The sequence below is a fragment of the Candidatus Nitrotoga sp. AM1P genome (genome assembly GCF_013168275.1).
Lineage (GTDB): Bacteria > Pseudomonadota > Gammaproteobacteria > Burkholderiales > Gallionellaceae > Nitrotoga.
The window spans coordinates 507,714-521,452 of the sequence record NZ_AP019547.1 but is presented as its reverse complement, the minus strand read 5'-3'; the positions used below and the strand labels follow the sequence as shown (position 1 = coordinate 521,452).

The following is a 13,739-nucleotide window of genomic DNA, read 5'->3' as shown; positions in this document are numbered from 1 at the left end:
AGACACCATCCTTAAACATATTTTTAAATAATCGTGAACTACGTCTACGACACCGCAGGACGCCCAATCAACACCACCGCAGCGGGCAGGGCGCTCACCACCCAATACGACCCCGCCGGCAACCGTACCCGCTTAACCTGGCCCGACGGCTACACCATCAACACCGACTACGACGCCCTCAACCGCCCGCTCAGCTACAAGGAAAGCGGCACCGTCCCCGTAACCACCCTAGCCACCACCACCTGGGACGACCTCTCCCGGCGCGCCACCCTCACCCTGGGCAACGGCACAACCAACACAACCACCTACAACACACAAGGCACCCTTGCCACCCTCACGCACAACCTCACCGGCACCAACAACGACCTGGGCTTCAACTATGCCCGCAACCAGATTGGCGACATCACCGTCACCACCCCGCTCAATCCGCAAAGCAACTGGACACTGGCCAATCCCCCCGAAACCCGCACCGCTAACGGCCTCAACCAATACACCACCCGCAACACCACCCCCATCACCCACGACCCCAACGGCAACCTGCAAAGCGACGGGATATGGACCTACGTCCATGACCTGGATAACCGGCTAACCACTGCGGTACGCAATAACCCGGCGGGCAACGCCAGTCTGGGCTACGATCCGGTAGGGCGGCTGAACCGCACCGACATCAACGGCACGGTAACGGATTTACTCTATGACGGCACCGACCTGATCGCCGAATACGACGGAACGGGCACCCTCACCACCCGCCACATCCACGGCCCCGGCATGGACGAACCGCTGGTCAGCATCACGGGAACAAGCAAAACCTGGCGCTATGCCGACCACCTGGGCAGCATCATCGCCGAAGCGGACGCAACAGGGAACGCCACCGCAATACGCGGGTATGGCCCATTTGGCGAGAATGGAACCACGCCACCCAACCGCTTTGGTTATACGGGACAGCAATATATTGCCGGGCTGGGGTTGTACTACTACAAAGCCAGATGGTATTCCCCCACCCTGGGGCGGGACCCAATCGGCTATGCGGATGGGGTGAATTGGTACAGCTATGTGAATAACAACCCTATCAATACGAATGATCCGAGTGGATTGTGTCCAATTTGTCTTGCAGTATTGGTGGAAACCGCACCAGAGTGGGGGGCTGCATTGTTGGCAACTGGAAGAACGATGTGGGCTGCAGCGACAACTTTTGCGCGCACCAATCCTGGGTTGGTGGCGGGCACGGTCGGCGGCGGTAGTGGCGCGGCGGGGTATTATTCCACCACGCCTAATCCAAATATCAGGGATGCGGGGATTGCAACGGGGATAGGGGCAATACAGGGTCTTGCTGCGGTTTATGCGCCGGATGCTGGGACATTTGCACAGGGAGCGGCGATTGGCGGTGCAGGCAATTTAGTTTCTCAGGGAATAGCATTCACGTCAGATAATACCAAGTCATTCAATCCTTGGGAGGTTGGCACCGCTACGTTCGGAGGTGGTTTTGCCACAAAGCTGACTGGAATGTTTGGTCCCACCTGGTCACAACAAGTTTCGGCAGCTACTATTGCTTTTCCGGTAACGACTGCAGCAACGGCTGTTGGGCAACAGTTTGGCATACCAAAAAAATAAATCAGATGCAGTCCGCTTCTGCCAAAAGTCAAAACAAGGGAACTCAATCCTGGAGTGATCCACGTTACTTTCTTACTGCATTTATTATGTCTTTGGGGTTCTTGGTTTGGGCAGGTATGGCAGTCTTTTTTGCGACTTTCCCTTTTTACTATATCCAACGAGCTATATCTAGCGAGACCAATCAAGTAGTCACAGTTGTAATGTTTGCAATAGGCTTCCTTGCTGCTCTTTACTACACCATCGCTGGCTTCCAAATTTTCTTCCTCGAACTCAGGGAAAGGTTCATTGCCCACAAGATAGTTTATGGAGATGGAATGTTTTTGCTGAAGGGCTACTATTTCAAGAAGGCCACGTTCCACGCAAGCGAAGTAAAAAATGTGGAACCCATCATAGTCAGTGAGTGCATATTCCAGAAGCGGCTAGGCACGCTGTTAAGCCGCAGTACCCGGTTTACCATCCCCTATGGAAAGAACGTCAATTTGAAAATCACCCTGCATGATAGTCGAGTGTTTTACCTGCCTGGAGAGATGGGCCGCCCTGGTTTATGGAAAACAGAAGATGTGAAGGAGTTACGTGACTTTATGGAAGCTTGTGTAGCATCGATGCCCCCGACCACATTATGCGTTTCGATTACGACGCTTTGAACCGCTCCCTCAGCTTCAGGGAAGGCGGTACGGTGCCCGTGTTGACATTGGCCACCTACGCCTTGGACGATCTCTCTCGGCGCAATACCCTCAGTCTGGGTAATGGCACATTCAGCACGAACAGCTACAACGCGCAGGGGAGTCTTGCTAGTCTGACACACGATCTCGCTGGAACCCCTAACGATCTGGGCTTCAGCTATGCCCGCAACCAGCGCGGCGAAATCATCACGGCCAATCCGCTCAATCCGCAAAGCAACTGGGAGCTTGCAAATCCTCCTCAGAGCCGCAGTGCCAATGGCCTCAACCAGTACACCACCCTCAACAGCAACACCATCACTCACGACGCTAACGGCAACCTACAAAGCGACGGAGTGTGGATTTACGGCCACGATTTCGATAACCGGTTGGTGAATGCGGTGCGTAATAGTCCGGCGAGTGGTGTCAGTTTGGGCTACGACCCGACTGGACGGTTGGGGCGCACCGTGGTTGATAATCAAACCACTGATTTGCTCTATGACGGCACTGACTTGATCGCCGAATACGATGAGGCGGGGAATCTGACTACCCGGCACATCCACGGCCCCGGCATTGATGAACCGCTGGTGAGCATTACGGGAACGACCAAGACTTGGCGTTATGCCGATCACTTGGGAAGTGTGATCGCCGAAGCGGATACGGCGGGGAATGCGGTGGCAATACGAGATACCGTCTTTAACGTCAAGCATTTTTCAAGTAATCGTGTTGATACGGCTGTTGAGTTTTGAGTACGCCAAAGCACAAATGCACCAGCTTGCACATTGCGGCACCGAGTGAGGACATCTTGGACTTGCCTCGGGCAAGCAGGCGTTCATAAACAGCTTTGACGTGTGGGTTGTAGCGTGTCCCCACGACGGCAGCCATATAGAGCACGGCGCGTATTCTGGCGGGGCCAGCCTTGGATATTCTCGCGCGTCCCAGCACCGAACTACCCGACTGTCGTTCCACCGGAACGAGTCCCAGATAAGCCGCCAACTGTTCAGCTGAACCGAAATCATGGTTGTGTATCACAGAGAGTATATTGCTCCCCACCTGTGGGCCAATTACTGGAATACTCTGGAGCAATGCCCTATCTTTCTGAAGATTCGAATGCTGGTCGATGTGTGCGTCAATATCCTTTTGTAGCTGGGCTAACTGCTTGACCAAAAAACCAATGCTCTCTTCAAGTGATTTATGAATCAGCGCTGGCGTGTCTGTGACATGGGCTTTTTCCTGGCGATTGCGCTCGCGTTGTAAATCCTGGGCAATGGCTTCACGACGTACCAACAACGCTTGCAGTACCCGCGCTTCCTGAGGGGGCGGCACCCAAGCTTTGGGTTTGAGTAATGCGCCATAACGGGCCAGCACAACGCTGTCCACGCCATCGGTCTTGGTGCGCACGGCCAGCCCACGGCCAAAATCTTTAATCTGCGCCGGATTGATGATGGATACCATCACGCCAGCATCCGCGAGCGCCATGGCAGCTTGTTCGTGATAGACGCCGGTGGCTTCCATGACGATATGCAATGCTTCTGGGGAAACGTTTTGTTTGGCAACCCAAGCCAGCAAATCAATAATGCCTGACGGGGTGTTTTTCACTACTTTGGTCTTGTGCTTGTCACTGGCTTCATCCAGCAACAGGCAACAATCTAATTTTGCTTTTGCCACATCCATACCGAGATAGAACATGATGACCTCCTGTTACAATGTTAGCCAACTTCGCCCACTTGCCTTGTGCATGCAGGGTTCACCCCTTGGATACCGTTCAGTGTCTATGCTGGCGAAAGGTGAAGCAGAGGGCTTGATCTACGTCGCAAGGTCGAGCCTTAAGGTTGGGCTCAAGCTTCCTCTACTTCGTGTGATGGTAGCTAACCACCACGGAAAGAAAGATACAAGGGTGGGCTGAATGAAATGAAGCCCAACATCTCACTCACGCTTGGCTTGGCGGTTGGCACGAATGTACTCGCCTTTTGACAGCAGCCGCGAGAACCTGGCTTTGATGAACGACTAGGGCAGTGGATAGTCGGCATCGCCCGGTGTCAAGCGTCATATCGCATGCAGGTGTTTGGGTAACACCACCATTGCCAGAATAGCAAACGGATGTGCTTCGTTCACCGTTTTCATGGTTACGCGCAAGTCATCGATATACCGTACCAATACATCAGAGTCCCGTTTAGTCAGATTAACAGTGAAGAAGCATATGCCTCTCGCTGTATTGGCACGTCGGTAACGTATCTGTTCTTCCTCCTCCTATGATGTTGGGCTTCATTTCATTCAGCCTCTTAAGAAACACCTCCCAACAAACTGATTTTAAAAAGCACAATTAAGCTGGCTGTTCATTGACGACGAGTTTCATCCCCATTTTTTCAGCGCGCTGGGCTAGTTGTCGCGACACTCTTTCGCGATAGCGTTCTTCGTAGTAGTCCTGCCCTTGGTCGGTATATTCTTTTCCCTTGGTGAGAATGGTGTAAATCAGGCGTGCCAGTTTGTGCGCGGCGGCGGTTACGGCTTTTGGCTTATCCATGCGCCAGCACATCCTGCGGAAATACGCGCCCAGCGCCGACTGGCTGCTGCGCAATGCTGCTGCGGCCAATCTCAAGGCTTGAGCCGCCCGGTTGGCTACGCGCCTGGTCTTGCCGCTCATCACTTTGCCTCCGGTAATCTTGGTGCCGGGGCATAGCCCCAGCCAACTCGCGAAGTGCCCTGCCGTGGGGAAGCGCGACATGTCAGTTCCCGTCTCCGAGATCACCGCAAGCGCGGTGGTGACGTCGATGCCGTCGATGCGCGTAAGATCAACTCCGCACATCCTGAACAATTGCTTGCGCAGATCAAACTTCGGCGCGTTGCGGGCGCGACCACGCTTCTTTCCCTTCGCTGGTTCGCCGTCATGAACTTGCAGGCTTTGCAATTGCCCCTCGATCTTACGGTCGCACTCGGTTAGCTGTGTGCCGATGAAATCGAACATATCCAGCGCTTGCTTGAGCGCAAACAGATGCTCTGCGCGCCAGTTGCCTTGCAGGCTTTTTGCGATCTCGTCAGCGGGTGCGCGAATGCGCACATTCTTCATCGCGGCCAGCACTTGACCATCGCGCTCCCCGGCGACAATGGCGCGCAGAATTTTCTGCCCCATCTCACCGACCACGTCCGAGATGACGTTGGTGAGCTGGATGTTCATTTGCGTGATTGCCTTTTGCATGCGCTGCACATGCGTGCCCTGGCTTCTCAAAAGTATCCCGCGCTGGCGCCATAGAGAGCGAGCGCAATACGCACACGGCTTCGCCAGGGCGAAATGCGCCGCGAAGCAAACCGTAGGTTATGAGTTGCTGCAACCATTGGCAGTCCAGCACGTCAGACTTGCGGCCCGAGACATTTTTGACGTGGCGCGCATTGACCAGAAACACTTTGAAACCGCGCGATTCCAGAAGCTCGAACAAAGGGATCCAGTACACGCCCGTGGATTCCATCGCGACCGTGTCCACGCCGCAAGCGTCGAGCCAGTCGGCCAAGGCGTTGAGGTCAACCGTAAAGCTCGAAAACTCCCGGACAGACTCGTCGTCCCTGCCCGGCGGCACAGATACGTAATGGGACGAATTACTGATATCGACTCCAGCCGCATGGGGATGGGTGATCGTTAAAGGCTCTCTTGATTTGCCGGGTTTGAGACTGATTTTTTGCTTGCGTTGCACCATGATTATCTCCATCATTCGTTTTGGAATGGGGTGCCACATCGGGTACGTCGTCAAGCTCACTCTCTTAAACGGGATATCGGCCAAGCGCCCATATAACGCCAGGCCGATTCACCCATGTCGATGACGTCACCCATGACCACGCTAACCCTCGGGCAATATGCACCATTTCTATTCCGGTCTTCCGTGGCACCGCATTCCACTTTGCCACATCAGGAGAGCGGCGTGTTTCTTCGGCGCGATTTGCGGCACGGGGCTGATTACTACGCTAACCTTATTTCCGGCCGGTATAATCGCCATTAATGGAAGGTAATTAACTCCCATAGTGCAATTCAGGCACTTAATTTCTATGCAAGATTGCTACCGCAAAATGATGTTTGCTTGACACGGTATCTGTACAATCCATACCATCGCGGTTTTTATTAACTATCACCGTTTTTTGATTGTCATTATTAGGGGTTTGTTGTGTCGTTTGAAGCTATAAAACAATCTCTTGCCTCAGATATGTCCGTTGTGGACAGAATTATACGTACCCGTTTACATTCAGATGTAGCACTGGTCAACCAAATGAGCGAGTACATCATCAATAATGGCGGCAAACGGCTGCGCCCCGCCTTAGTGGTGTTATCCGCCAAAGCATTAGGTTACACCGGAGAATATCATCACTGCTTGGCAGCGGTAGTGGAGTTTATTCATACCGCCACGTTGCTACACGACGATGTGGTGGATGAATCCGAGTTACGCCGTGGGCACGCAACTGCCAGCGCCTTATTTGGTAATGCGGCCAGTGTACTGGTTGGTGATTTTTTATATTCGCGCGCTTTTCAAATGATGGTGGAAGTAAATAACATGCGTGTGATGCAAACATTGGCAGACGCTACTAACACTATTGCAGAAGGCGAAGTGTTGCAATTATTGAGCTGCCATGATGCGAGCGTAGATACAGCCAGTTATTTACGCGTAATCTATTGCAAAACAGCCAAGCTATTCGAAGCGGCGATGCGTCTGGGCGCTATCTTGGTGCAGGTTGACAACGCCAGCGAAGAAGCTGTGGCGAAGTATGGCATGCACTTGGGAACAGCATTCCAATTGGTGGACGATATGCTGGACTATTCTGGGGACGAACAAACAACCGGCAAAAACTTAGGCGATGACCTATCTGAAGGTAAACCCACATTACCCCTTATTTATGCCATGCAGCAGGGTGACGCCCGCCAAGCTGCAATGATAAAGCTAGCCATCGAGCAAGGTAACATCGAAGGTTTTACCGAAGTACTACAGGTGATCAAACAAACCGGTGCCCTAGAATATACCCGACAGCAGGCACAAAAAGAATCCGATGCGGCATGCGCGGCACTATCTATCCTGCCCGATACGGCTTACAAACAATCTCTACTACAATTAGCTGATTTTGCTGCCACACGGCAATTTTAATTAGGCTGAGTCTTGAACAAATCATCTCCCGCCGGATCCGAAGTCTGCCACTGGCAACCCCCAACAAATTTGACAAAATTGTAAGAACCTTTTACCAACGTCAAATAAGTGACGCTTTAAGCTGCCGTCCATTAAATAATCAATCAGCCCGATGCACAGTCATCACGCGAAGTTATAAAACAATCACAGTGAATTACAGCGGAAATCAGCTGCTAATCCTAGCTTAGCCGTCCACCACATATCCTACAATGGACACCATCCGATGATAAACAACAATGTTTTATGAGATTTTTCGTTTTAACTCTGCTCTCGCACACTAAAATGAGCATTTTCCCGACTTCGAAAAGGGAACTGTAAGAAAGCAAATTCTCGTCTATGTAATTTTTAATTAAAATTATGACTAATCACACCACCCCTTCCCAAATCGCGCGAATAACCCTAAGTACCCTGGCCACACGCAAAATTGCTCCAACGCCGGATAATTATACGCGCCTGTACCAAGAAATTAGTGGCAGAGCCGATGCCAATAACGCAGACCCAATTTTGGCATCGGAGGCGCAGCTTCTTCAAAAATCAGCCGACGACAAATTGAAACTGGCATGGCCAAACCTAATCCGTGACCTGCTCACACAAATGGAAGCTGCGCATAAGGGCATCACCATTTCACGCAAAAAACAAAGCGTTGTAACCGTACTCAACAGATTCAATAATGATTCCAATGTCCTGTTCACAAAATTACAGAGCCTAATAGTTTCCTGGAAAGAAACAACTTCGTCTAATCCTCGCGAGTTAATTCCGGCTAAGCTTGAATCAGAAGAAGAAAATAACGTTTTGCCACTTGCCTCGGTAAACGTTAATAGCATTATCCACACCAGCATTCCTGACGTGGCTATTGATACGACAATAGATATTGAACTGGTAGAACAACTGCGTGAATTGCTGGCGCAGTCTCTTGAAAGCATACATAACGAAGATCCCGATTTAAAGAATGAAATTCAGGCACTAGCCCAACAAACACGTGCCACCGGTGATTATGGTCAAGCCATTAAGCTGAATAAGCAACTACGCAAGCTATGGATAAAGCTGGAATTACGCGACAACGATCATTTAAACATTCAGGAAGGATTGATGCGCCTATTTCGCCTGTTGGTGGAAAACGTCAGCGAACTGGTGACCGAAGACAAATGGCTGCACGACCAGATTCTTAACCTGCAGGAAATCATCGAAAATCCCATCAGTAAACACACAATTGCCACTGCGGAACGCAATCTGCGCAGCACGATCATTAAGCAAGGCTTGCTAAAACAAAACATGATCGATGCCAAGACCACACTTAAAAGTCTGATGACCACCTTCATCGATCGCCTGAGCGAAATGACCGACAGCACTGGTGCATATCACACTAAAATTGAAGGCTATAGCCTGGAAATCGGACAAGCAGATAACTTAACTGAATTAAGCCACATCCTGGGCGACATCATGCAAGACACGCGCATCATTCAAGCTATCTCAATGCGCTCACATGAAGAGCTGGTTAGCACACGTAAACAGGCACACATTGCCGAAGAACGTGTCAAACAACTAGAACAAGAACTCGAACAAGTAAGCGAATTAGTACGCGAAGACCAACTTACTGGAGCACTCAATCGGCGTGGGCTCGATGATGTGCTGGAGCGCGAAATAAAACGCGCTGACCGCCAGCAGACACCAGTCAGCATTGCGCTGCTCGACATTGATAACTTTAAACAACTTAACGACTCCTTAGGCCACCAGACCGGCGACCAGGCACTAGTACATTTAATCCAAGTGATTAAGAATGCCCTCCGCCCGACCGATGAAGTAGCACGCTATGGTGGCGAAGAGTTCCTGATTATTCTGATAGATACCAGCCTGGAAGAGGCAATGGCGACCATAGTTCGCCTGCAGCGCGAACTCACCAAAAATCTTTTTCTACATAACAATAACCGACAGCTGATCACCTTTAGCGCCGGAGTTGCGCTACATACTAGTGGCGAAGACCCTGAATCAACAATCGGACGAGCAGACAAAGCCATGTACAACGCCAAACGAGCCGGTAAAAATCGGGTATTTGCGGCTGATTAACCAAGAGAGTGTGATTCAAATTTAGTGATGCCATTATGCAATAATTACAAATTGCACTTTAATAAACAGTATATTATTCATTATCAGGAATACCTACCAGAGACTAATTGTAATGAACTCTTCCATGCTTCAGACAAAAAACAAACATGCTCTAAAGTTTTCTTAGCCCTTTCCGTTAACTGTACTAACCGAGGTTGATGCGCCTGAAAAATCTGGCCAGCCAAAGTAAATGGCAATCATGCCGTACAACAAACACAGTTAAAGGAGTATTAAAATGCCTTCATTCATTAATACCAACATTTCATCCCTGAATGCACAACGCAACCTGAACACATCGCAAAGTATGCTGCAAACCTCCTTGCAACGTTTATCTTCCGGCTTACGCATCAACGGCGCCAAAGACGACGCAGCGGGCCTAGCGATTTCGAACCGTATGACTTCACAAATCAACGGTAACACCCAAGCCGCACGTAACGCCAACGACGGAATCTCCTTGGCACAAACAGCTGAAGGCGATTTGTCACAGATCGGTGCCAACTTACAACGGATGCGTGACTTAGCGGTTCAATCGGCCAATGGCACCAATTCCGCGTCTGACCGTGCCGCACTGAATAGCGAAATGCAATCGCTAGGTGCTGAAATCGACCGTGTAGCACAAAACTCCTCATTCAACGGCGTGAAGCTGTTGGATGGCACGTTCACTGCACAGAACTTCCAAGTCGGCGCAGGTGGAACTGCCAACGACCAAATCTCGATCAACACGATCTCCAGCGCACGTATCACGCAACTGGGTAGCGCTGGAGCAACAACTGCGGCCACAAGAACCGGAGCAGCTACAACAGCCGCGCTTGTTGCTGGTGATGTAACGCTGAATGGTTTCCAGGTAGGCGCATCAAATATCGGTGCAATGCCCGGTCAGAGTGCCGCCAGCGCCTATTCCATCGCAGCGGCCATCAATGCCATTTCCTCTCAGTCAGGTGTCACTGCGGCAGCGAATACAACCATTCTCACTGGCGCTGCAGCATCGGTATTTACTGGTGTTACTGCCGCCAACAGTTTCAGTGTAAATGGCATCGCAGTTGGCGCAATCGCTGGCGGTGCTACGGCCGCAGGTCAAGGTGCCAACGTTGCAGCAGCCATCAACTCGGTTTCCGCCCAATCCGGAGTGACAGCAACAGCAAATGCAACCACTGGCGTGGTTAGCCTATCAGCTGTGGATGGGCGTGACATCAGTCTGTTAGCACTGGGCACTACCAATGCTGCTACTGCTTTAACGACCTTTGGTTTGGTAACCGGTGACGTTGTAGGCTCAGTTGCTGCTGTAACGACTCACGGTACAATCACGCTGAACAGCAGCAATGCAGCGGGCATCGTGCAGGGCGGCGGCGCAGCAGCAAACGCCGGACTTACAGCCGGCGGACTCGTCACAACAGCCACTACCGTGTCCTCGGTTTCCTCCATCTCGGCATTGGACATTTCAACCGCAGCAGGTGCGACTGCAGCACTATCCGCTCTTGACGGTGCATTGGTTTCAATAAACAGCTCGCGCGCTTCACTCGGTGCGTTTCAAAACCGTTTCGCATCGGTGGTAACCAGTCTGCAAACCACTACTGAAAACTTGACTGCATCACGCAGCCGCATCGTGGATACCGACTTTGCTGCCGAAACTGCTTCATTATCCCGCAACCAGATCTTGCAACAAGCCGGTACAGCGATGTTGGCGCAGGCGAACCAGATCCCGAACGGAGTGATGGCGCTGTTGAGATAAGTTAGTTAGCTACATAAACCTAGCCGAAGCGATTCGGCTAAGTTTTTAAGAGAAGGAGAAGCAAAATGCTCATCCCAAACATAAGCAACACGACTCAGGCTCAACAGCCTGCCAGTATTACAAACGACAGGCTCGCCAGTAATGGCAAGCCTGACGTGGTTTCCCCCACGCCTAGTGTAGCCTCAGAATTGCCTGAAATTGCGGCGCAACAAGTCGCCAAACAGCAGGCCTCCGCAACACAATTGAAAAATGCGGTAGAAAACATCAATCAAATGTTGCAGCAAGCTAACAAGGACATTGAGTTCAGCGTCGACGACAGCACCAAGAAATCTATAATTAAAGTGGTTGATTCGACAAGTGGCGATCTGATTCGTCAATTTCCTTCTGAAGAAGGACTATCACTTACTCGCGCAATAGACCGCATTCAAAATGGTTTATTGTTGACACAGAAGGCCTAGGAGAAATTCAGAATGGTGACTACCACCGCATCTGCAACGACTGGCACAAGCATCGACGTCAACAGTATCGTCGGTCAGTTGATGGCGGTGGAGCAACAACCCATTACCAAACTGAGTGTCAAAGAAGCCAGCTATCAGGCCAAACTTTCCGCCTTTGGGACGATCAAAAGTGCCTTGGCGACCTTCCAAACTGCTTTACAAGGGCTCAGTAATGCCAGCAAATTTCAAGCGGTCAATGCTACCCCTTCCGACGCCACTATTTTTTCCGCCACAGCCACCAGCACTGCAATAACGGGCTCTTATTCTTTGGATATTACTAGCCTGGCTCAGGCACAAAAGTTGGTTGCCTCGGGACAAACCAGCAGCACCGCTGCGATCGGCGCAGGTGCTGCAACTACAGTGACGTTTGATTTTGGTTCCATCAGCGGTGGCACCTTTAGTGCCGTGACCGGAGTTTATACCGGTGCAGCGTTTACTAGCAATGGCAACGCTACCAAGAGCATCACCATAGACAGCACTAATAATTCGCTGCAGGGTATCCGTGATGCTATCAATGCTGGCAAGATGGGCGTAACAGCAACCATCATCAACGATGGTAGCGACACCCCCTATCGTCTTGCTCTATCTTCGGATAACAATGGCGCGAACAACAGCCTCAAAATCAGTGTGACGGGCGACACTGCAGTAAGTAACTTGCTGACCAACGACCCGGCTGGCATACAAAATCTCGCCGAGACTGTCACTGCTCAAAATGCCAACTTCAAGGTGAATGGCGTAACGGTGAGCAAAAACTCCAACACCATTTTTGACGTAATTCCAGGGGTGACCCTTAACCTGAACAAGATCACTACTTCAGCTACAAGCTTGACGATAGTACGCGACACCGCTGCAATCAGTAACTCCATCTCTGGATTCGTTAAGGCTTACAACGATTTATCCTCTACACTGACAACAGTATCCGCTTACAATCCTGCATCCAAAACAGGGGCATTGTTACAGGGCGATAGCACGGTACGCTCCCTGCAATCACAATTACGCGCCGCACTAACAACTACCATTACAGGTACTTCTGGCGCATTGACCACACTTTCACAGGTAGGCGTTTCTTTCCAAAAAGATGGATCACTGGCTCTGGATAGCACCAAACTCGGCAACGCAATTTCTAACAACTTTAACGACATTGCCAGTTTGTTTGCCGCAGTGGGAAATGCCACGGATAGCCTGGTAAGTTTTAATTCTGCGAGCAGCACCACCAAACCTGGCAACTATGCGGTGAACATCAGCCAATTGGCTACACGAGGCACAGCCGTTGGATCAGCCGCCGCCAATACCACCATCACTGCAGCCACCAATGACACATTGAACTTTACCATCAACGGGGTCAACACTTCCGTAACCTTAACTGCCGCTACCTATACTGCACAGTCGTTAGCCGCCGAGCTGCAATCGAAAATCAACAGCGCGAGCGAGCTATCCACAGCGGGTATTTCAGTTGCCGTCACTCAAAATGCCGGCGTACTTTCGGTAACCGCGGCCAATTATGGTTCTGGCTCCAGTGTCGCCATCACCGGTGGCAATGGAGCGCTCGACTTAATGGGCGGTGCACCAATACAGACGGCTGGAGTAAATGTAGCCGGCACTATTGGTGGGATCACTGCGACCGGCTCTGGTCAAACTCTAACCGCAACCAGCGGCGACCCGCAAGATTTAAGCATCAGCATCAATGGCGGAGTATTGGGCGCGCGCGGCATGTTGAATTACTCGCAAGGCTACGCCTATTCACTGAATAAATGGTCAACATCCATTCTTGCTGGCGATGGAGTTCTGGTGAGTCGTACCAATGGCATCAATAAATCCATTGCAGACATCGGTAACCAGCGCACCACATTACAGGCGCGGCTGGTCGGTATCGAGCAACGCTATCGCATGCAATATAGTGCGTTGGATGCCATGTTAACCAGCATGAACCAAACCAGCACCTACCTAACCCAGCAACTTGCCAATTTACCAAAATTTTAAG

General features: G+C 51.0%; 9 protein-coding genes and 1 pseudogene. 8 read left to right on the top strand and 2 right to left on the bottom strand.

What is annotated here, in order from left to right:
* Positions 1 to 33: 33 nt before the first annotated feature.
* From W01_RS02345 to W01_RS02335, 3 genes are read left to right on the top strand one after another with little or no spacing between them, the layout of a single operon-like run.
* On the top strand, positions 34 to 1,611 hold the full coding sequence (locus W01_RS02345; protein ID WP_173052027.1) for an RHS repeat-associated core domain-containing protein: 1,578 nt from the start codon (positions 34 to 36) through the stop codon (positions 1,609 to 1,611).
* Positions 1,612 to 1,616: 5 nt separating this feature from the next.
* Complete coding sequence (locus W01_RS02340; RefSeq protein ID WP_173052026.1) at positions 1,617 to 2,255, top strand: hypothetical protein; 639 nt, start codon at positions 1,617 to 1,619, stop codon at positions 2,253 to 2,255.
* A complete protein-coding gene (locus W01_RS02335; protein WP_173052025.1) occupies positions 2,231 to 3,019 on the top strand; it encodes a hypothetical protein in 789 nt (262 codons plus the stop codon). Before W01_RS02340 ends, W01_RS02335 begins: the two co-directional genes overlap by 25 nt.
* On the opposite strand, the gene W01_RS02330 is transcribed toward W01_RS02335, so the two are convergent.
* Both W01_RS02330 and W01_RS02325 read right to left on the bottom strand, forming a co-directional pair.
* Positions 2,973 to 3,959 (bottom strand): IS110 family transposase, encoded by a 987-nt coding sequence (locus W01_RS02330; protein WP_173052024.1) that lies wholly within the window; start codon positions 3,957 to 3,959, stop codon positions 2,973 to 2,975. The two genes, W01_RS02335 and W01_RS02330, sit on opposite strands and share 47 nt — an antisense overlap.
* 634 nt (positions 3,960 to 4,593) lie before the next feature.
* Positions 4,594 to 5,959 (bottom strand): annotated as a pseudogene (locus tag W01_RS02325) (IS110 family transposase).
* 462 nt (positions 5,960 to 6,421) lie between these two features.
* Here W01_RS02325 and ispB point away from each other — a divergent pair.
* The 5 genes from ispB to fliD all read left to right on the top strand — a co-directional run bounded on the left by ispB (position 6,422) and on the right by fliD (position 13,738).
* Positions 6,422 to 7,390 carry an octaprenyl diphosphate synthase gene (gene ispB, locus W01_RS02320; RefSeq protein WP_173052023.1) on the top strand — a complete coding sequence of 323 codons (969 nt, stop codon included), beginning with the start codon at positions 6,422 to 6,424 and terminating at the stop codon, positions 7,388 to 7,390.
* 396 nt (positions 7,391 to 7,786) lie between these two features.
* The gene (locus tag W01_RS02315) at positions 7,787 to 9,493 is read left to right on the top strand and encodes a GGDEF domain-containing protein (RefSeq protein WP_173052022.1); all 1,707 of its coding nucleotides are present in this window, start codon (positions 7,787 to 7,789) and stop codon (positions 9,491 to 9,493) included.
* 274 nt (positions 9,494 to 9,767) lie between these two features.
* Positions 9,768 to 11,261, top strand: a complete 1,494-nt coding sequence (locus W01_RS14465) for a flagellin N-terminal helical domain-containing protein (RefSeq protein ID WP_173052021.1) — start codon at positions 9,768 to 9,770, stop codon at positions 11,259 to 11,261.
* Positions 11,262 to 11,326: 65 nt separating this feature from the next.
* A complete protein-coding gene (locus tag W01_RS02305; RefSeq protein WP_173052020.1) occupies positions 11,327 to 11,719 on the top strand; it encodes a flagellar protein FlaG in 393 nt (130 codons plus the stop codon).
* A 12-nt stretch (positions 11,720 to 11,731) separates the two neighbouring features.
* On the top strand, positions 11,732 to 13,738 hold the full coding sequence (fliD, locus tag W01_RS02300; RefSeq protein ID WP_173052019.1) for a flagellar filament capping protein FliD: 2,007 nt from the start codon (positions 11,732 to 11,734) through the stop codon (positions 13,736 to 13,738).
* Position 13,739: the final 1 nt, after the last annotated feature.

Bases quoted from the DNA above. Each gene is read 5' to 3' on its own strand.
- W01_RS02340 (WP_173052026.1), top strand. From the start codon at position 1,617: ATGCAGTCCGCTTCTGCCAAAAGTCAAAACAAGGGAACTCAATCCTGG.
- W01_RS02335 (WP_173052025.1), top strand. From the start codon at position 2,231: ATGCGTTTCGATTACGACGCTTTGAACCGCTCCCTCAGCTTCAGGGAA.
- W01_RS02330 (WP_173052024.1), bottom strand. From the start codon at position 3,959: ATGTTCTATCTCGGTATGGATGTGGCAAAAGCAAAATTAGATTGTTGC.
- W01_RS02315 (WP_173052022.1), top strand. From the start codon at position 7,787: ATGACTAATCACACCACCCCTTCCCAAATCGCGCGAATAACCCTAAGT.
- W01_RS14465 (WP_173052021.1), top strand. From the start codon at position 9,768: ATGCCTTCATTCATTAATACCAACATTTCATCCCTGAATGCACAACGC.
- W01_RS02305 (WP_173052020.1), top strand. From the start codon at position 11,327: ATGCTCATCCCAAACATAAGCAACACGACTCAGGCTCAACAGCCTGCC.
- fliD (WP_173052019.1), top strand. From the start codon at position 11,732: ATGGTGACTACCACCGCATCTGCAACGACTGGCACAAGCATCGACGTC.